This window comes from Aurantibacter sp., assembly GCF_039941195.1.
In the GTDB taxonomy this organism is placed as follows: Bacteria; Bacteroidota; Bacteroidia; order Flavobacteriales; family Flavobacteriaceae; genus Aurantibacter_A.
Genome location: NZ_JBDVFA010000007.1, coordinates 47,642 through 68,755 on the forward strand (window position 1 = coordinate 47,642; position 21,114 = coordinate 68,755).

Genomic DNA, 21,114 nt, shown 5'->3' on the forward strand with positions numbered 1-21,114 from the left:
ACAGCTAACATTAATTTGATTATGGAAAAATTTTACTCTTGCTATATGCGTACTTTTAATTTCATTTCACTAAGAAAAAATCAGCAATTTAATTTAATTAAAACAATTCTACTTGTTTTAATATTTGCTAGTTCAGGGGTTTTAAAAGCCCAATTGCCGACGGATTTTCAGAAAATAGATTTAGTAACTAATTTGGTAAATGCTACTTCTTTTAAATTTGCACCTGATGGTCGAATTTTCATCGCTGATAGATTTGGTGAATTAATAATTTATAATCCGACGACTCAAACTACAAGTTCTGCTGGTACGATTCCAGTTTTTCATGACTACGAAGAGGGGTTTCTTGCTTTTGCGTTCGATCCTAATTATGCAAACAATGAGGTGATTTATGTTTTATATTCTCGTTTAGGAGAATCTAAAAACCGTTTATCTCAGTTTACAATGAACGGTAATACATTGGATTTAAATTCTGAAATAAAACTATTAGACTATGATACCCAAAGAGTTGATTTACAAACCTTCCATGCAGGGGCTGATATGGACTGGGATTCTCAAGGAAATCTTTACATAGCGATAGGCGATAATACGAATCATAGCAATTATGGAGCCATGGATGAATCCGATTCAGCTAATAGTGCTGAAAAAAGTTCTTCAAACACTAATGATTATAGAGGTAAAATATTAAGAATTAAACCACTGGCTAACGGCACCTATACAATACCATCTGGCAACTTATTTCCGGTTGGTACGGCAAATACGTTGCCAGAAATATATGTTATGGGGGCAAGAAACCCATATAGAATATTTGTAGATAAGGATAATACAGATTGGCTTTTATGGGGTGAAGTTGGACCAGATGCGCAGGCAGCTAGTTCTTTAGGACCATTTGGATATGATGAAATTAATTTAACAAAATCAGCAGGGAACTACGGCTGGCCATATTTTACAGGGAATAATGAAGCACATGACGTAACTTATAGAATTCCAGGACCAGAATCAAGTACTCCTTTTTATAATGTCGCATCAGCTCCTGAAAATATTTCTTCATTAAATACAGGTCTAACTACTTTGCCAGCTGCGCAACCTGCATTAATAACTTCAACTGAAAATTATAAGTGTTATATGTCTGGCCCAAGATATTATTATACTGCCGGACTACCTGATTTACAAAGACTTCCTGTAGAATATGATGGCATTTATCTATATTATGATTTTAATAGAAGTACTGTAAATGCTGTAGATTTTGATAATCAAGGTAATATTGTTAGCAATACACCTTTCGCTTCAAATGTTTTTCGTGAAACTAGTGAGGATGGATTTTTGGATATGAAAATTGGTCCAGATGATCATTTATATGTCTTAATATATGGAAAAGGATGTTGTGATACATTTGGTAATGGGTCGGGAAAATTAATGCGCTATGATTATACAGGCATTTCAACAAATAGATTGCCGGATGTAGTGGTTAATGTAGATACCAATAACGGGTCTTTACCACTTACTGTAAACTTTTCTAGTGCGGGAACTTCTGATCCTGATGGTGATTCACCTTTGAGTTATGAATGGGATTTCCAAAGTGATGGAACTCCAGATTCAATTGCTGAAAACCCAAGTTTTACTTATACAACTGCCGGTACCTTTAATGCACAATTGAAGGTTGATGATGGTAATGGTGGTATTGGAGTAGCTAATGTTACAATTTATGCTGGAAATAATATAGCGGACATAACTTATAATTCACCAATAGATGGTGGTCTTTTTGAGTGGGGTGATGATGTTACTATAGAAGTGACAGCTACGGACGTTGAAGATGGAGTAATTGATTGTAGTGATATAGTTTTAACACCTAGTCTTGGTCATGGTACACACAACCATGATTTGGCAACTAGAAATGGTTGTACTCAAACTTTTACCATTGAAGATGATGATAGTCATGATCCAGAGGGTGGCATGCACATTTGGTCAATTCTTCTTTCAAGCTATGAGGATCAAGGTGGTTTAAGTTCTTTTAAAAGAATTGATTTACATCCAAAACGAAAAGAAGCTGAATTTTTTGATACGGAAAGTGGCACTGAAGTAGTTACTAATACCGATAACCTTGAAGGGGGAAATAGTTCGTTACGCGTAGATGATAATGCCTATTTTTCCTTTACAGGAAGAAATCTTCAAGGTATTGATGCCGTAAAGTATAAAGTGGCATCTACTGTAGCTGGCGGTACTATAGAGTTAAGATTAGGAAGTTCAACGGGAACGTTAGTTTCTACGACAAATGTTCCAAATACGGGAAGTTTAGATACGTGGGCCTCGGTGGAAACACCAATTACTAATCCAGGAGGAAAAAATGATTTATTTTTTGTTTTTAATGGAGCAAATGGAGCGCAAGATATTTTTGATATAAATTATGTTGAGTTTCTAGGTGCTGGTGTCTCTATCGATAATTCACCACCGTATGTATACACAGTGGAATCCATTGGTTCAACCCAAGTAGAAGTAAGTTTTTCAGAGTATATAACAGAGGCTACTGCTGAGCAAATATCGAATTATAGCATAGATAATGGAATCGCAGTTTCTGCTGCAGAACTACAATCAGATAATTCAACGGTAATTCTTACTGTATCTCAATTACAAGCTGATACAACTTATAATCTGACGGTAAGTAATGTTCAGAATCTAGCAGGTTTACCAATGGTTACTGAATCTGTTCAATTTGCAATCATCAATGCAGTACGTATCAATGTTGGTGGGGAGCAAATTACATATGGAACTGATGCTTATAGTGCTGACCAGTATTTTATGAGTGGTAGTCTTTACGATACCACTTCACCAATTGCAGGTACAACAAGTGATGAAATTTATCAAACAGAACGGTTTGGTAATTTTTCTTATGAAATTCCAATACCAGTAGCAGGAGAATATGATATTCGACTACATTTTGCAGAACTTTATTTTGGAGCTGGTAGTCAAGGTGGCGGAGAAGGTTCGAGAGTGTTTAATGTAACTATTGAGGGAAATCCTGTTCTAACCAATTTTGACATATCCTCAGAAGTTTCGGCACTTACGGCACTACAAAAAGAATTTGACGATATAAATATTACTGATGGCTTTGCATCTATTCAATTCTCATCGGTTACGCAGAGTCCAAAACTTTCTGCCATAGAAATTTTAGCGCCAGATGCATTTGCAGTTGCTCCGGATATAATGATTACTTCACCTGGAAATAATTGGGATGTTAATCAACCTTTTGATGTTGCCTTTTTAGTAGAAAATTGGACTATTCAAGTTGGCGACACACACATGCATTACTTTGTTGATGGAGATATGATTAGTATGCACTACAGTCATGAACCTATTACATTTGATGATTTAAGTTTAGGTAGCCATACAATTAGATTAGAATTGTATAATGCGGATCATTCCCCAACTGGAATTTTTGATGAAGTTACTGTTAATGTTACAGACCAATTGTCTTGTAATGAAACCGAATTTCCAAGTTCATGGGAAGTTCATGAATTGGATGAAAATCCCTATACAGCTGTATATACTTTCGCTGCAAATGATTTAGATGGTGATGGTTTAAAGGATATTGTCACTGGTGGTTGGTGGTATAAGAATCCAGGTTCAGCTTCTGGTAATTGGCAAAAATCAGATATTGGAGGAAATTTTGGAAACGTAGCACATGTATACGATTTTGACGGTGATGGTTTTATGGATTTACTGGGTACTACTGTAGGTGTTTCTCCAGATAATGAATATGAAAGTATTCAATTAGTTTGGGCAAAAAATGATGGTACTGGTAATTTCACTATTTATAATAATATACCTGCAGGAGATTCAACCTATTACGAGCCATTTTTGGCTGGAATTGCAGGTGGAGATTTTGGTACAGGAACTTCTTATCAAATGGCTATAAATTGGAATGGTGCAGAATCAACAGGTTCACCTGTTCAATTGTTGACTCCATCCACTGATCCAACAACTGGAAATTGGACTTTAGTCGATATTAGCAATGATTCTTCAGGCGAAGATATACAACCAGGAGATATAGATGGTGATGGTGATTTAGATTTATTTCAAGGTATAAATTGGTTGGAAAACGATGGTTCAGGTAATTTTACGACTCATGCTACAGGCATTACTTACGATACTACTGTAGATAGAGGTCAATTAGCAGATTTCGACCGAGATGGCGACTTGGATGCAATTGTTGGACAGCTTGGAGTGGGTGGTAGTGGAACAAATAAATATGAATTTGCATGGTTTGCTGCTCCTGCAGATCCAACACAACCTTGGGTAAGAAATGTTTTAGCTACAGACATTCAAGGTAGTTTAAGTGTATTTGCAATTGATTTTGATTTTGATGGAGATAAGGATGTTGTAGTAGGTGAGTGGCTTGGTAATAGAAGACTAATTGCTTTTGAAAATGATTTGTGTAATACTGGAACTTGGGTAACTCAGGTTATTGATGATGGAGCACTTGATTTAGAACATCATGATGGTGCTCGAGTCGTAGATATTGATAATGATGGAGATTTAGATGTAATTTCGAATGGATGGCTGAATCATCTCATTCCTAGAATTTATGAAAATACAACACCACTTCCAATAGATGGAGATCCAATAGTTGAAGCTGGAGGCAATCAAACTGTGCTTCCTTCCTCTACAAGTATAACTTTGACTGGAACGGCCTCGGATCCTGATGGTGGAACAATTGCCACAACTCAATGGACTCAAGTAAGTGGTCCTAATACGGCAACTCTGTCAGGTGATACAACTTTAGAATTAATTGTTACTGATTTTGTACTTGGTGAATATGTCTTTAGACTTACAGCAACAGATGATGAAGGTGATACTGGATTTGATGAGGTTACTATTAGTGTATCTAATGACTCTCCATCGATACGTATTAATTCAGGAGGACCTGCTTTTACATTTAACGATTTAGATTGGTCAGAAGACCAATACAATTTGGGTGGTGGAGATGACAGTAACCCCATTGCAATAGCTAATACTACTAATGATGAACTATATCAGACTGAAAGATATCATACTTCAGGGACATTAGTTTACGAAATACCGGTTACCGCCGGCAACTATGATGTAAACCTTCACTTTGCTGAAATTTATTATGGAGTTGCGGGAGCAGGATCAAGTGGTGGAGTTGGATCTCGTGTATTTAATATAGATGTTGAGGGTCAGGAACAAATAGCTAATTACGATATTATAGAACAAGCTGGTGGTAGTGCTACAGCTGTAATAGAAAGCTTATCGGGAATTGTTGTAAACGACGGTTCTTTAACAATAACGTTAACATCGGTAGTTGAGAATCCAAAGATATCTGGAATTGAAGTTCTAATTGAAGGTGCTAATTCAGATTTACCTGTTGCCGATGCCGGGGAAGACAAGACTATTACCATTCCGAGTGATAGTGTAGAATTGGATGGCTCGGGAACAGATCCTGATGGTGGCACAATATCCGAATATCTTTGGACACAAGTAAGTGGCCCAAATACTGCCACATTAGATGGAGTTAATACCGATGATTTAAGTGCCAGCGGCTTAGCTGAAGGTGAATATGTTTTTAGATTAACAGTTACTGATGATGATGGTCAAACTGGAACTGATGAAGTTTCTGTATTTGTTTTAGGTGAACCTGAAACATTCAGAATTAATTCAGGTGGTCCAGAATTAGATTTCGACGGAGTGATTTGGGATGCTGACCAACATTTTGTTGGTGGGAACGAATTTACAAACGCCATTGAAATTGCAAATACTGAAAATGATGCCTTATATCAAACCGAGCGTTTCCGCTCAGGTAACCAACCTTTGATTTATGAAATACCTGTTACTAATGGTAATCATAATGTTAATCTTCATTTTGCTGAAATATACTATGGAGTTTCTTCTGGAGGAGCTGCAGGTGGTGCAGGTTCTAGAGTTTTTAATATTGATGTTGAGGGGCAGGAACAAATAGACAATTATGACATTGTAGTGGCTGCTGGAGGCAGTGCCACAGCAGTTGTTGAGAATTTTACTGCTATAAATGTAACAGATGGCAATTTGACCATTACGCTTACAGCTGTGACTGATTCACCTAAAATATCTGGAATTGAAGTATTGGAGACGAGACCGCCAAGTGTTAATGCTGGTGAAGATATAAGTATTGAGCTTCCAATTAATAATGCAACTTTAACTGGTACAGCTATTGATCCAGATGGAGGAGAGGTAACATATCTTTGGACACAAGAAGATGGACCAAGTTCTGCATCTATTGTTGGTGAAACTACTTTGGAATTAGCAATATCAGAATTAATAGAAGGAGATTACATTTTTAGATTAACAGTTATTGATGATGAAAATGAAACTTCATTTGATGAAATTACAGTTAGTGTATATCCTGAAGGAGGAATACCTGATTCTGATGAAATGAAAGTTATTTTAACTGAAAACCCTGCTAAAGACGGATTGGCTAAAATAAGTGTACTGAATGCACCTGAAGATATGGAGGTTCTCAATATATATTTACACGATGTAGGAGGGAGATATATTGAGGGTTATATTGCGGATGATGTTCTTTCGACTGATGGAACTTACAATATTCCTATTGAAACATTAAGAGATGGGCTATATTTTATTGGCGTAGGTATGAATCAAGGTAAACCGCGATTAATAAAATTACTGGTAGACAATTAATCAAATAAAGTATTAATACTTTAAAAAGCTCTGAATCTTTTCAGAGCTTTTTGCTTTATTATATAATAGTATTACAACGAAATTCATTGTAATTAATCGTAAATTCCAAGGTAAATTGTTTTCTGCACAGAAAACCTCTTATTTTTATAGTAACTCCCCTCATTACGTTTATTGACATCACTAAAGGAACTCCTTGTTTTTGGAGCACATACTTTAGTAATTATTCTATTTGAGTAATTCACGATATCATTAAACTGAAAATACTAAGTCTTAATGATTATTATCCATGGGAGAAAATTACAAATCTATCTTAAAGTTTCTTTATCTAGTGGTATTACTTTTATGTAGTATTCCAGTTAGCGCTCAATTACCAACCTCATTTCAGCAAGTAGAATTGTTAACTGGTTTGTCCAATACAACAACAATGCGTTTTGCTCCTGATGGGCGAATATTTATATTAGACAGATATGGTGAAGTACTAATTTACAAACCAAATTCGCAACTATCTGTATCTGCTGGAACAATTCCGGTTTTTCATGAATTTGAAGATGGACTTTTAGGAATTGCCTTTGATCCAAATTTCAATTCAAATAGTTATATCTATTTACATTACTCTGTAATGTCAGTATCAAAAAATAGAGTTTCAAGATTTACTATGAATGGAGATCAAATTGATATCAATTCAGAAATTACCCTTTTGGAATGGGATACGCAACGAACAATCAGTTTTCATTCCGGGGGGGACATGCAATTTGATTCTCAAGGAAATCTTTACATTGCCACTGGTGATAATACTGACCATGGCAATTACGCAGCCCTTCATGAATCTGATTTAACTAAAAGTGCTGAAAAAAGTTCTTCTAACACCAATGATTTAAGAGGAAAAATTTTAAGGATTAAACCATTGGCCAATGGCAGCTATACTATTCCAAATGGTAATCTTTTTCCTGTAGGTACAGCAAATACTAGACCTGAAATTTATGTGATGGGTGTTAGAAATGCATATCGAATATTTGTTGACAATAGTAATACTGACTGGTTGTTTTGGGGAGAAGTAGGACCTGATGCAAATGTTCAATCTTCTCTAGGTCCAGAAGGTTTGGATGAAATGAATTTGGTTAAATCCGCAGGAAATTTTGGTTGGCCTTATTTTTCTGGTGCTGATAACGATCCATATTTGATGTCTTATGCAAATCCAACTTATTATAATAATCCAGCAGCTCCACAAAATAATTCAACTTGGAATACAGGTCTTGTCAATTTGCCTCCTGCGCAACCCGCATGGATAGAGTTTTTTCATAAAAGTTATTTTGCAGGAACGCGATATTACCATGATGGCACACTTTCAGACCAACAAAGACTACCTGTAGAATTTAATGAAGCATTTTTTTACTATGATTTTAATACGAGTAAGATTTGGGTTATAAAAATGGATGTTAATGGGGCCATCATAAGTAATGAACAGTTAGCACCAACAGTATTTCCAAGCTCATCTAACGGATTTATAGATATGGAAATTGGTCCTGATGGACATATGTATTTACTTGCTTATGGAACTGGTTGTTGTCCGTCGAATGTTGGTACAGGTAAACTTATACGTGTAGATTATACAGGTGTAGTTTCAAATACACCTCCAATAGTCACAATTGATAGTGATGTTACCAGTGGATCATTGCCATTAACGGTTAATTTTTCGAGTGTAGGAACTTATGACCAAGACGGAGATTCGTCTTTAATATATTCATGGGATTTTCAATCAGATGGTACGGTTGATACTACAAGTGAAAATCCAAGTTTCACTTTTACCTCGGCAGGAACATATATAACACAATTAAAAGTAAACGATGGAAATGGAGGAGTTGGTGTTCAAAATATCAGTATTCATGCCGGCAATAATTCAGCTACATTTAGTTTCAATTCTCCAGTGGATGGAGGGTTTATGAATTGGGATGATAATGTTATTTTAGATTTGAATGTAACTGATATTGAAGACGGAAGTACTTCCAATGGAATTGATTGCAATACTATAAATGTAATACCATCTTTAGGGCATTTAAATCATTTTCATGATGGGGCAACAATGAATACTTGTGTGGAGGTTTTGTCACTAGATCCCGGAGCGCATGATATAGATGGAGAAATGGATATATTTTATGTGTTGAATGCTAATTACACTGATCAAGGTGGATTAACTGCATTTGATCAAATAATATTACATCCTAAACGGAAGGAAGCTGAATTTTATACAATTAGTACAGGAGTTGATAAAATCGCTAATACAGACCTTGCTGGTGGTGGAAGTGAAGCTATACGTGTGGATAATGATGATTTTATATCTTTTGAAGGAAGAAACCTTCTAAATATAAATTCAGTTAAATATAGGGTCGCTTCAACTCTTCAAGGTGGAACTATTGAATTCAGAATTGATAGTCCAACAGGTCAACTTTTAGCAACAACCAATATTCCTGATACTGGAAGTAATAGTACCTGGCTAGATATAGTGTCAACCTTTACGGACCCTGGAGGCAAACACGATTTGTATTTTGTTTTTAAGAGTTCTTCGGGGCAACAAGATATTTTTGACCTTAATTATATTGAGTTTATAGGCACTGGTGTTTCAACTGATAATTCGCCACCAGAAGTAAACGAATTAACGTCTATCAATAGCACTTCAACCAGTATTAAATTCTCGGAATATGTAAGTGAATCAACAGCAGAGCAAACCGCAAATTACAGTATAAATAATAGTATATCAGTATCTTCAGCAGATTTGCTGCCAGACAATAGAACAGTTGTTTTAACGCATTCCATAATTAATACAGATGCAAGTTATGAAGTAAGTATTAGTAATGTAAAAAACTTGGCAGGGCTTTCAGTGGTACAAAATAGTTATCAGCTATCAGTATTTACTCCTATAAGAATTAATGTTGGTGGTGGTGAAGTAACAGCAAACAGTACAACTTACGCAGCAGATTCATATACTACTGGGGGCAGCTTATATAATAGGAGTATAGCTATTGGAAATACAAGTGATGACCTACTATATCAAACAGAACGATATGGTAATTTTACCTATGAAATTCCTATTCCAATTGCGGGTGAATATGATATTCGTTTGCATTTCGCAGAATTATATTTCGGAGTTGGTAATACAGCAGGTGGTGAAGGATCAAGAATATTTAATGTGAGCATAGAAGGTAATCCGGTTTTAATTGATTTCGATATTTCAACTGAGGTTGCTCCGGCAACAGCTTTAATTAAAGATTTTGATAATGTTTCGGTAACAGATGGTTTTGCTACAGTACAATTCTCATCAGTAGTTGAAAATCCGAAGGTCTCGGCAATTGAGATATTGTCTGTAGATGCATATAATGTAGCACCTACGATAGCTGTTAATTCACCTGTAAATGGAGCAGATGTCAATTTACCTTTTAATGTGTCTTTTACAACTCAAAATTGGGAAATTCAAGAAGGTAGTACCCACATGCATTATTATATTGATGGCGTTATGGTTGGCCCTCATTATAGCTATAACCCTATAATTTTTGATGATTTAAGTTTAGGTACACATTCCATACGCTTAGAACTATATGAAGCAGGGCATGTACCTACTGGTATTTACGATGAAGTTTCGGTAAATGTTACATCACAAAGTGTCTGTAATTCTGGAATATTTCCAGAAAATTGGCAAGTCCATGAAATTGATAACGAAGAACTTCCATATCGGCATGTATATATTATACCAAATGAGGATATTGATGGAGATGGTTTAAAAGATATTATTACGGGAGCTTGGTGGTATAAAAATCCTGGTTCTGCATCAGGCGATTGGGTTAAAAAAACAGTGGGAGCCCCATTGAATAATATTGCGTTTGCACATGATTTTGATGGAGATGGAGATATAGATTTGTTTGGAACTCAAGGTACCTATGAAGGTGTTGATATGGCTTGGGCAGAAAATGATGGTTCTGGAAGTTTTACAATTCACACGAACATCCCTTCAGAAAATGTACAAACGACATATTGGGAACCTCTTATATCCGGAATTGCTGGAGGTATTTTTCAGTCTAATGGACCATATCAGTTGGTGATTACATGGAATGGTGCTGAAAGTGATAATTCGCCAGTACAAGTATTAAGTGTGCCAACGGATCCCGTTAATATGCCTTGGACACTAACTGATCTTAGTCCAGATTCTCTTGGTGAAGATATTATTAAAGGAGATATTGATAGAGATGGAGATTTAGATTTGTTTCAGTCGAGTAATTGGTTACGAAATGAAGGGAATGGTACTTTTACAACTATTGAGACGGGAATTTCATATGTCTCAACACCAGATAGAGCTCAATTAGCTGATTTTGATGGTGATGGGGACTTAGATGCTGTTGTAGGTCAATTAGGTTTAGAATCAGACGATTCCGCTAAAACTGAATTTTCATGGTTTGAGGCTCCAGCTAATCCCACCCAAAACTGGACCAAACATATATTAGCCACAGATATTAATGGAAGTTTGAGTGTTTTTGCTTCTGATATCGATTTTGACGGCGATAAAGATATAATTGTTGGTGAATGGAGAGGGGGGCATCGATTAATAGTTTTCCAAAACGATTTATGTAACTCTGGAACGTGGATAAGAAAAACAATTGAAGAGAGTGGCAATGAATTTGATCATCATAATGGCGCACAAGTTATAGATATTGATAATGATGGAGATTTAGATATAGTTTCTATAGGGTGGAGCAATATTACTCCTCGAATTTTTGAGAACACTAGTATTATAATGAATAGTGGTCCAATTGTGGATCTAATGGAAGATCAGATCATTACTTCACCAACATCAAGTATTTCTTTAATAGGTTCCGGAACTGATCCAGATGGTGGAGCAGTCAGTTTTTTATGGACTCAAGAAAACGGACCAAGTACTGCAACTCTTAGTGGCAATATTTCATCAAATCTTGAGGTATCTAATCTAATAGAAGGTAATTATGTATTTCGATTAACTATTACCGATGATGAAGAAGACACAGCATATGCAGAAATCTCTATCACTGTTTTACCTGAACCTAATTTGGGCGATTTTATATTACGAATAAACACAGGAGGTTCTGAAGAAACGTATAATGGTAATAATTTCGAGGCTGATAATTATTTTGATGAAGGCAAAGTTTTATATCGCCCACAAACAGGATTGGTTCAACCTTTTAGCAGTATGCGGTATGGTCCATCACAACAAATGTCGTACAATATTCCATTAACTGATGGAGAATATACTGTAAAGCTTTATTTCTCAGAATTATGGTTTGGTGCAACAGGTGGAGGTTCTGGAGGCGTAGGAAGTAGAGTTTTTGATGTAAATATGGAAGGTCAAATAGTGGCCGATGATCTTGATGTCTTTGATGAAGTTGGTGCAGATGCCATATTGGAAAAGACATTTATAGTAACAGTTTCAGATGGTATTCTTGATATCGACTTCTCCTCATTAGAATCGGACGGAGGTACTCGACATCCTATTATCAATGCTATTGAAATTTTTGGTCAATCTACTAATAATGCACATCCAACTGTGGATCTTATAGAAGATCAGATCATTACTTTGCCAACATCAAGCATAACTTTAAATGGATCAGGTAGTGATCCAGATGGTGGTACAGTATCTTTTTTGTGGACACAAATAAGCGGACCAAATACAGCTAATTTGTTAGGTAATTTAACAACAGACCTTACAGTATCGGGACTTATTGAAGGTGATTACGTATTTCGTTTTACCGTTACGGATGACGAGGAAGATTCATCTTATAAAGAAGTCCACATAACTGTTTTTCCAGAAGTAATAAACACACAACAACCTATAATAGATCTTATAGAAGATCAGATTATTACTTTACCAACATCAAGTATTTCTTTAACTGGTTCAGGTAGTGATCCCGATGGCGGTAATGTAACCTTTTTGTGGACACAACTTAGTGGACCAACAACTGCGGTTTTATCGGGTAGTACATCAACCAATCTTTTGGCAGCAAATCTAGATAAAGGTGAATACGTTTTTCGTTTAACAGTTACCGATGATGAAGATGATACAGCTTATGATGAAGTAATGGTAACCGTATGGCCAGAACCTTCAACTCCTAATTTTGCATTGCGTATAAATACTGGAGGTTCAGAAATAACATATAATGGAAATATTTATCAAGCAGATAATTTTTATAATACAGGAAACACTTTAAATAGGCCGCAAACAGGATTGACACAACCCCTTAGTAGTATTCGTTATAGTCCGTCACAACAATTGTCATATGATATTCCTTTGTCAAATGGCGATTATACTATTAAACTCTATTTTGCAGAAGTATGGTTTGGTGCAACAGGAGGAGGTTCGGGTGGAGTAGGAAGTAGAGTTTTTGATGTTACTATGGAAGGTCAATTGGTGGAAGATAATCTTGATGTATATCGCGAGGTCGGTGCTGATGCTATTTTAGTAAAAAGCCATACTGTAAATGTTACAGATGGAATATTAAACCTCTATTTTTCATCGTTGTCATCTAACGGAGGTGTTCGTCATCCTATTATCAATGCAATTGAAATTTTAGGTGATAACTCTAATAACACAAGTCCCATTATGGATCTTGTAGAAGATCAGATCATTACTTTGCCGACATCAAGTATAAGTTTAAGCGGCACCGGTAGTGATCCGGATGGCGGACTTGTTTCATTTTTATGGTCGCAAACTAGGGGTCCTTCTATTGCTAACTTATCAGGCAGTACAACATCAAATCTATCAGCCTCAAATCTTTTAGAAGGCGATTACATATTTCGTTTAACCGTTAGCGATGATGAGTCTGAATCAGTTTACGATGAAGTTTCAGTGACTGTTTTGGCCGAACCCGTTTCAAATAATTATGCCTTGCGAATAAATACAGGAGGTTCAGAAGTAATTTACAATGGAGAAGTATTTGTTGCTGATTCGTATTTTGATACAGGTACCACTTTAAATAGGCCGCAAACAGGATTATCACAGCCGCACAGTAGTATTCGTTATAGTAAATCACAGCAGATGAGTTATAATATTCCATTGTCAAATGGTTCATATACTGTGAGGTTGCATTTTGCAGAAGTCTGGTTTGGAGCAACTGGAGGAGGCTCAGGTGGAGTGGGTAGTAGGGTTTTTGATGTGCGATTAGAAGGTGATTTAGCTGAAGATAATCTAGATGTATATGATATTGTTGGTGCAGAGACCATGTTAATAAAAGCACATCTGGTTACAGTTACTGATGGTGAATTAGATATAGATTTTTCATCTCTAGCAGCTGATGGCGGTGCTCGACATCCTATTGTAAATGCGATTGAAATAATAGAAATGAACGGAGGATCTGCATTAAAATCTATTAATGAGCAAAATCAAGTTAATGAGATGCTTTTATTCCCAAATCAAGCAAATACAATTGTTACGCTCAGTTTTGAAAAACCAATAGAAATTAAACAGATACTCGTTTTTGATATGATTGGTAGACTCGTAAACTCCTATAATGCTTACAATGTTCGAGCAGGGGACGATTATATTTTAGCTGTTGATAATTACCAACAGGGTGCGTATATAGTTAAAACCGTTGATGTAAAAGGAGCATACTTAGAAAAACGATTAGTAGTTAAGCACGAATAAACAAATATTAAAAATGAATATGCTGTTTAAGAAAAATTTGCAATTGTTTTTTCAATAATCGGCTCTAAAATTTCTAATGTTTTATTTGAAAGTCGCATAGCTTTAAGTGAATTAATCTGGTTCATGTTATGAACATCAGTAGCAATAAAGTCTATAAGGTCTTCTTCTAGTAATTTATGAGCAGATTTTTGCACTTCCTTGCCATAAAAATCAGAAAGTGATAAAAGGTTTAATTGAAATAAGATTCCTTGATCTTTATATTTTCGATACTTTTTTCTTCTACCATGAAGAAAAACATAGCGTTCTGGATGTGCTAATATAGGAAACAATCGATTTTCAGAAATTAATTGTACTGAATTATCAAAGTTAATAGAAGCTTGTAAATATGACATCTCTATCAAAATGTAAAACTTAGACAGAGGCATCACTTGTTTATTTTGCAAAATGGATTCAAAATTGGAATCAATCATATGCTCAGCAGCTGCTTCCAAGTGCACATCTTGCATATTTGACATGGTTAAAGCATTCTTTAATAAATCTAAAGCTGTTGTAATTGAAACAATATTATTTGGATAATAGTTGTGCATTATATGCGGTGTAGCAATAAATGAATTGCAACCAAAATCAGAAAAAGACTTAATTAACTCCAAAGAATCGTCAACCGTTTTTGCTCCATCATCAATACCTGGTAAAATATGATTATGTATGTCTACGAAACCTTCGAGACTATCGATTAAAAATTTCTTCTTACTAAAAAAATGGAGCATGAAATTAGTTTGTTTGCAAAAATAGTACTTCAAAATTAAACTTAAATAAGCTGCTTTTAGTATACCGCTAAAACAATGAGAAATAATTTTACATTAACTGAGTTTTTCGAAAACTTGTATAGCGATCTCTAATTCTTCATTAGTTGGAATTACTAAAATTTTGATTTTGGAATCATTTACATTTATCTCCCGAAGCGAATTCGATATAATTTTATTTTTTTTGTCATCCAGGCGGATGTCAAGATAATCCATGTCAGAGCAAACAAGTTTTCTTAATACTTGTGAGTTTTCACCAATTCCTGCAGTGAATATAATTGCGTCTAACCCGTTCATGGCGGCTGTATAAGCACCAATATATTTTTTGATTCGATATGCATTCATCTCAAGGGCTAAGATGCATTCTATATTACCTTTTTCAGCTTCCAACTGAATGTCGCGTAAATCATTATAACCAGTTAACCCAAGCATACCACTCTCTTTTGTAAGTAGTTTATTTACATCATCTAAATTATAGCCTAGTTTATTTACTAGGTAGAAAATGATTGAATGATCAATATCGCCACTTCTAGATCCCATAATTAACCCATTAGCCGGAGCAAAACCTAAAGAATGATCTATACTTTTTCCTTCAACTATTGCGGTAGCACTGCAACCGTTGCCTAAATGAATAGAAATAATTTTACTATCGTCTTTATTTAAATAAGAAATTGCTTTTTCTGAAACATATTTATGGCTTGTACCATGAAATCCGTAAAGTTGAAGTCCATGTTTATCATAGAATGTACTCGGAATAGCATACTTGCTGGCTATTTCCGGAATGGTACGATGAAAGGCAGTATCAAAAATTGCAATCTGTTTTGCCTCCGAAAACAATTCTTCTGCAATTAGAATTCCTTCTAAATTATGGGGATTATGTAGGGGAGCTAATGGTGCAAGTTCATTAATTTTTTCTTTAACTTCATTGGTTATCAAGGTGGTTCCAACAAAATATTTACCACCATGTACCACGCGATGACCAACAGCGGCAATTTGATTAGTGTTTTTTATTGCCCCCACGGTTTTATCTAATAAAATATCTACAATATTCTGTAAGCCATTTTTGTGTGTTAATATGCTTTTAGTTTCTTTGATATTCGTTTTATCAGACTTGTATGTAAGTACCGAATTATTGCTGCCAATTCGCTCAACCATTCCTGAGCAAATTACCTTTTCAGAAGGCATTAGAATTAATTGGAACTTTATGGAAGAACTACCAGCGTTAATGATTAGTATATGCATACAGAATTGTGTTTTTTATTATTAATAAAAATTCTTATAAACCTTCTGCTTGTATGGCAGTGATTACTACAGTATTGAAAATATCGTCCACCGTACAACCTCGACTTAAGTCGTTTACAGGTTTATTTAGTCCTTGAAGCATAGGTCCAATGGCTAAGGCATTGGTTTCACGTTGTACTGCTTTATAGGTGTTGTTACCTGTGTTTAGGTCTGGAAAGATAAATACCGTTGCCTTACCTGCAACCTGAGAATCTGGTAGTTTACTTAAGCCTACTTTTAAATCTACAGCGGCATCGTATTGTATTGGACCTTCAATTTTTAATTCAGGTCTTTTCTGTTTTACCAGTTCAGTTGCTTTTCGAACACGATCTACATCTTCTCCAATTCCTGAAGCACCAGAAGAATAAGAAAGCATTGCAATCCGCGGTTCAATTCCGAATGCTGAACTAGTATCAGCAGACGAAATTGCAATCTCCGCTAATTGTTCTGCAGTTGGATTTGGGTTAATCGCACAATCACCAAAAACTACGACTCTATCTGGTAAGCACATAAAGAATACTGAAGATACTAATGAAACATCTGGTTTGGTTTTAACAAATTGTAAGGCAGGTAAAATGGTATGCTGTGTAGTATGTACTGCACCGGAAACCATTCCGTCTGCATGTCCTTTTTGTACCATCATAGTTCCAAAATATGAAACGTCTTCCATTAGGTCTCGAGCCATTATCATATCCACATTTTTATGTTTACGAATCTCGAATAGGGTAGTAGCGTAATCTTCAAAATTTGGTGATGTTACTGGATTTATAATTTCGACTTTATTTAGGTCTAGGTCTAATTCTAAGTTTTTTAATTGTTCTTTAATCTTATTTTCATCACCAAGTAGCGTAATCTTAACTGCATCTATTTCAGTTAATTTTTTTGCAGCTGCTAAAATGCGCTCGTCTGTACCTTCAGGTAGTACAATGTGTTTTTTATGTGTTTTAGCCCTTTTAAGAAGATTGTACTGAAACATTCTTGGTGTTATACCTTCAGCATTAAATGTAATTAAACTTTCTGCAAGCTTATCTGTAGAAACATATTTTTCAAAATCGCTTATTGAAATTTTAATTTTTTCTATATTTTCAGCATACATTTTCGATTTAATTCCACCTATTTTATTGGCAATTGCAAAAGTGCCGCCGGCTACAGAAATTATAGGTACCACATCAGATAGTCCTTCAATAAGCTTACATATAGTATCTTCTGGCGTAATACCTCCTGTTAGAACTATACCAGAAACTGCTGGATAATTAGCAGATATATTGGCCTGTAAAGCACCTAAAATGATGTCAGCTCGATCACCAGGAGTTATTACTAATCCATTTTCTTTTAAATGAACTAGGTAATTTCTAAGTTGCATTGCACCCACACTAAATCCATCAACTTGATTGTTTATATAAGACTCGCCAAAAAGAACTTTTCCCTGTAAAGCATCTTTAATTTCTTTTACCGATGGATTTGATAAAATAGTATTTAACGGAATAGCATTAACTAAGACTGTATCCGGTAATTGTTTTTTAAGTCCATCGATTACCAATTCTAAATTTTCAGGCAATACTTTGTTCCCAATTACTGCTAGAACATTAACTCCTTTATCTCTAAAAGAATCGTAAGCTATCTGCAAATTCCCAATTAAACCTTCCAAAGTTTTATCTACTCCACTTGCAAGTAAAATCGCTGGTATGCCTAAATTTTTTGCAACAACCACATTAATATCAAATTCGATTATATTCCCTTCTCCGGTAAAACTTGTTCCTTCAACTAAAACAAAATCAAATCGCTCTTCTATTGCTTTATATTTTTCAATAATTTTGCTTATAATTTCCTCATCACGGTTCTCATTCTTCATTTTAATAACTTCAGAACGCATAAAGGCATAAGCATCTTCAGATTTTATATCTAAATTAAAATAGGAGGATATTGTTCTTGTATGTCCATCAATTTTACCCGCTTTAAGATCATCAATTATTGGTCTGAAGTAACCTACTTTTGCAGCCTTACCTAATAAAAGTTGCATTAATCCTAATGATACTATCGATTTACCACTGTCAGGTTCGGTTGTGGCAATATAAATTGCTTTACTCATGTTATTTTTTTTGAATCTATTTTCAAAGATAAAGGGGGATGCCTATAACGATGATTATATTTTAATAATGTCAGTTGGGGTTTCAATAAGAATGGTTTTATTTCCTCGAATTGCAATTGGCTGTTTCATAATATCAGGATTATGTCGAATCATTTTAATCCAATCATCGGAAGAAAAATCATGATGTTCAAAATGTTTTGCATATGATGGGTGTTCTTGGTTTACTAAATCTTCAATTTTGATATTTAAACGGTCTGCCAATTCTGCTATTTGGGTTCCTGTTAATTCAGTTTTTAAAATATCAACTTCATTAATTGGCAAACCTTCACTTTTGGCATAAGCTAATGTTTGTTTTGCTCGTATAGACTTAGAACTGTAATATAAAGTTATTAGTGAATCTGCTGTGCCGATAACGCCCATAAATCAGAATATTTAAGTATTAACTATTACTTTTATGTTCATCTAAATAATGCTCCAAGAGTTGTTTTAAACTCTCAAGATATTCTTGCATTACTATTTTATCCATATACGGATGTTGGCTTATTGGTAAGGTCATTGGATTTTCATCTAACGAGCGATATAGTTCTGGGTAGTTAGTTTCTATATCGGTCGTAAGTAGGGTTATTTCATTAAGTATTTTATGTAATCCTTGCATTTTATTTTTTTGATATTCATTTATGCTTTTTGCAAACATGAATTAAGGTGATTTTTAATGTAATCATTTTCAACAGCATATGAAAAAATAATTATTAGTTTACCCAGCCTAATCTCGAAATATTTTAACTTCTAAAATGAAAATTAACGTTATTGAACTTGTTTATTACGCTTAATCTTTCTGAGAATTTTGAATTTACTCAAAGTTATTCTACCCATTGAAATTTATAAATTATTAATTCAATACAATTAAAAATATAAAGATAGGTAGGCTATTTAGCAATTACTCATTTTTCTTTTTGTCATTTTTCATCAAGTTCAACACGATTAGAACAAGTGCTAAACATACTACTCCGAAAATGGCTATTAAAATAACTCCATAACCGTAGTTAACAAGTGGTAAAGTTTGTGAAATCATAAGTCAGTAATTTATTTTGTACAAATTTATGATGAAGTTAAATTTCAAAATATGATAATTGTCACAATCAAAATGTGTTGTTGACTACTCTTAATCTTTTAAAAATCAATGTCCATTGGTTCTAGGTTTAATGTGCTATTTCGTTATTGTTAATAACTAGTAAAATTCTTCTTTTTTTTAAGAAAAAACTACTATTATTTTTACATGCTTTACTAATTTATGAGAGAGCTAGAAATAGGAGACAAATTATATAATGTAAAGCAAAATGGCTTTACTGATTTTGCGAGATACTCTTTTTCTGAAGTTGTAGCGCTCACAAAAACACTTGCTATTTTAAAGAATGGTGTGCGTCTTTATAATCGACCGAGAATATCGTATATAATGGAAAATGTAGGTTATTCCGTGGCACGAAAAAAAGGAGTGCATTGGCATTTGGTTTCACTTAAAGCCATCCGTAATGCTCAAATAGAAAATCAAAAAATTGCAGTACATGACTGGTTTGAAGCTAAGGAGTTTAGTTTAAAAGAGAAACAGATGATATATAATCAGTTTAAGAAACTTGGGGAAGTCTCTTAGTTTGACTGTTTTTAAGATTTAAAAAAAGTTGTTGTATTTTTTTTGTTATCGGGCCAATCTTATTGTTTTTAATATATACATGATCATCTATCATATTTATGGCAGCTATTTGCGTTGAGGTACCGGTTAGAAAAGCTTCATTCACCATAGGTAAATCACTTTGCATAATAGCTTCTTCTTGCACCTCAATATTATTTTTTTTGCATAGATTGATTACAATTGCCCGCGTAATTCCATTTAGAATATTTTCGTCTGCTGGATGTGTGTATACTACATCATTTTTCACGAAAAAGATGTTAGAATGGGAGGCTTCGGTAATTTTATCATCTCTATAAAAAACGGTTTCAAAATGTCCATTTTTAATTGCCCAGTCGTTTGCCATTACATTGCCTAAGAGTGAAGTCATTTTAATGTCGCATCGATGCCAGCGAAAATCTTTCTGTGTAATTACAGAAATAGGTTTGTCATTTATTTCGGGTAGCAAAAAGGGTAGGGCATAGGCCATTACCGTTGGCTCAATATCTAAAGGAAAAGCATGTTTTCTAGGGGCAATACCTCTGGTAACTTGTATATAGATTAAACAGTCTTTATGCTCCAAGTTTGAAACTGATACTAATTTTTTTAAAATTTCGGGAAGTACAGTTACATCATATTCAATATTAATTTTATGTAGACATTCTGAAAGACGATTTAAATGTTCTTGGCCGAAGAAATAGCTACCATTTATTTGTAACATTACTTCGTAAATACCATCACCAAATAAAAACCCTCGATCAAAAACTGATACTTTAGCCTCTGTGGATGGAATTATTTCGCCATTTAAAAATACTTTATCAGGATAGTTAGCCATGGTTTATTGAGTTTTGTAAGTAATTGCTCAAAGTTAAAAAATTAGTAACAAGCGTTTATTAAAGTCACTAGACGTATTCTTTTTTTTTATATCTGG

General features: G+C 34.6%; 10 protein-coding genes. 3 read left to right on the top strand and 7 right to left on the bottom strand.

All coding sequences use genetic code 11. The features are described from left to right. Positions 1–21: 21 nt before the first annotated feature. Both ABJF52_RS00765 and ABJF52_RS00770 read left to right on the top strand, forming a co-directional pair. Positions 22–6,690, top strand: a complete 6,669-nt coding sequence (locus ABJF52_RS00765) for a malectin domain-containing carbohydrate-binding protein (protein ID WP_348144850.1) — start codon at positions 22–24, stop codon at positions 6,688–6,690. A gap of 286 nt (positions 6,691–6,976) precedes the next feature. After that, positions 6,977–14,347, top strand: coding sequence for a malectin domain-containing carbohydrate-binding protein (locus tag ABJF52_RS00770; protein WP_348144853.1), 7,371 nt, complete (start codon positions 6,977–6,979; stop codon positions 14,345–14,347). 26 nt (positions 14,348–14,373) lie between these two features. On the opposite strand, the gene ABJF52_RS00775 is transcribed toward ABJF52_RS00770, so the two are convergent. From ABJF52_RS00775 to ABJF52_RS00800, 6 genes are all read right to left on the bottom strand, one after another. Next, positions 14,374–15,114 carry a CpsB/CapC family capsule biosynthesis tyrosine phosphatase gene (locus ABJF52_RS00775; protein ID WP_348144856.1) on the bottom strand — a complete coding sequence of 247 codons (741 nt, stop codon included), beginning with the start codon at positions 15,112–15,114 and terminating at the stop codon, positions 14,374–14,376. A 93-nt stretch (positions 15,115–15,207) separates the two neighbouring features. Continuing rightward, positions 15,208–16,392, bottom strand: a complete 1,185-nt coding sequence (locus tag ABJF52_RS00780; RefSeq protein WP_348144859.1) for an acetate kinase — start codon at positions 16,390–16,392, stop codon at positions 15,208–15,210. Positions 16,393–16,426: 34 nt separating this feature from the next. Then, complete coding sequence (gene pta, locus ABJF52_RS00785; protein ID WP_348144862.1) at positions 16,427–18,520, bottom strand: phosphate acetyltransferase; 2,094 nt, start codon at positions 18,518–18,520, stop codon at positions 16,427–16,429. A gap of 54 nt (positions 18,521–18,574) precedes the next feature. Beyond that, positions 18,575–18,940 (bottom strand): hypothetical protein, encoded by a 366-nt coding sequence (locus tag ABJF52_RS00790; RefSeq protein WP_348144865.1) that lies wholly within the window; start codon positions 18,938–18,940, stop codon positions 18,575–18,577. 19 nt (positions 18,941–18,959) lie between these two features. Further along, positions 18,960–19,214: a hypothetical protein gene (locus ABJF52_RS00795; RefSeq protein WP_348144868.1), complete on the bottom strand. Its 255-nt coding sequence runs from the start codon at positions 19,212–19,214 to the stop codon at positions 18,960–18,962. Between the two features lie 243 nt (positions 19,215–19,457). After that, on the bottom strand, positions 19,458–19,592 hold the full coding sequence (locus ABJF52_RS00800) for a hypothetical protein (protein ID WP_348144871.1): 135 nt from the start codon (positions 19,590–19,592) through the stop codon (positions 19,458–19,460). Positions 19,593–19,811: 219 nt separating this feature from the next. On the opposite strand from ABJF52_RS00800, the gene ABJF52_RS00805 reads away from it, so the two are divergent. After that, positions 19,812–20,168 carry a pyruvate kinase gene (locus ABJF52_RS00805; RefSeq protein WP_348144874.1) on the top strand — a complete coding sequence of 119 codons (357 nt, stop codon included), beginning with the start codon at positions 19,812–19,814 and terminating at the stop codon, positions 20,166–20,168. Here ABJF52_RS00805 and ABJF52_RS00810 read toward each other — a convergent pair. After that, complete coding sequence (locus ABJF52_RS00810; protein ID WP_348144877.1) at positions 20,143–21,018, bottom strand: aminotransferase class IV; 876 nt, start codon at positions 21,016–21,018, stop codon at positions 20,143–20,145. The two genes, ABJF52_RS00805 and ABJF52_RS00810, sit on opposite strands and share 26 nt — an antisense overlap. Positions 21,019–21,114 lie beyond the last annotated feature (96 nt).

What these genes read in the sequence shown, in the direction of transcription:
- ABJF52_RS00765 (WP_348144850.1), top strand. Translation starts at nt 22, where the DNA reads ATGGAAAAATTTTACTCTTGCTATATGCGTACTTTTAATTTCATTTCA.
- ABJF52_RS00770 (WP_348144853.1), top strand. Translation starts at nt 6,977, where the DNA reads ATGGGAGAAAATTACAAATCTATCTTAAAGTTTCTTTATCTAGTGGTA.
- ABJF52_RS00775 (WP_348144856.1), bottom strand. Translation starts at nt 15,114, where the DNA reads ATGCTCCATTTTTTTAGTAAGAAGAAATTTTTAATCGATAGTCTCGAA.
- ABJF52_RS00780 (WP_348144859.1), bottom strand. Translation starts at nt 16,392, where the DNA reads ATGCATATACTAATCATTAACGCTGGTAGTTCTTCCATAAAGTTCCAA.
- pta (WP_348144862.1), bottom strand. Translation starts at nt 18,520, where the DNA reads ATGAGTAAAGCAATTTATATTGCCACAACCGAACCTGACAGTGGTAAA.
- ABJF52_RS00790 (WP_348144865.1), bottom strand. Translation starts at nt 18,940, where the DNA reads ATGGGCGTTATCGGCACAGCAGATTCACTAATAACTTTATATTACAGT.
- ABJF52_RS00795 (WP_348144868.1), bottom strand. Translation starts at nt 19,214, where the DNA reads ATGTTTGCAAAAAGCATAAATGAATATCAAAAAAATAAAATGCAAGGA.
- ABJF52_RS00800 (WP_348144871.1), bottom strand. Translation starts at nt 19,592, where the DNA reads ATGATTTCACAAACTTTACCACTTGTTAACTACGGTTATGGAGTTATT.
- ABJF52_RS00805 (WP_348144874.1), top strand. Translation starts at nt 19,812, where the DNA reads ATGAGAGAGCTAGAAATAGGAGACAAATTATATAATGTAAAGCAAAAT.
- ABJF52_RS00810 (WP_348144877.1), bottom strand. Translation starts at nt 21,018, where the DNA reads ATGGCTAACTATCCTGATAAAGTATTTTTAAATGGCGAAATAATTCCA.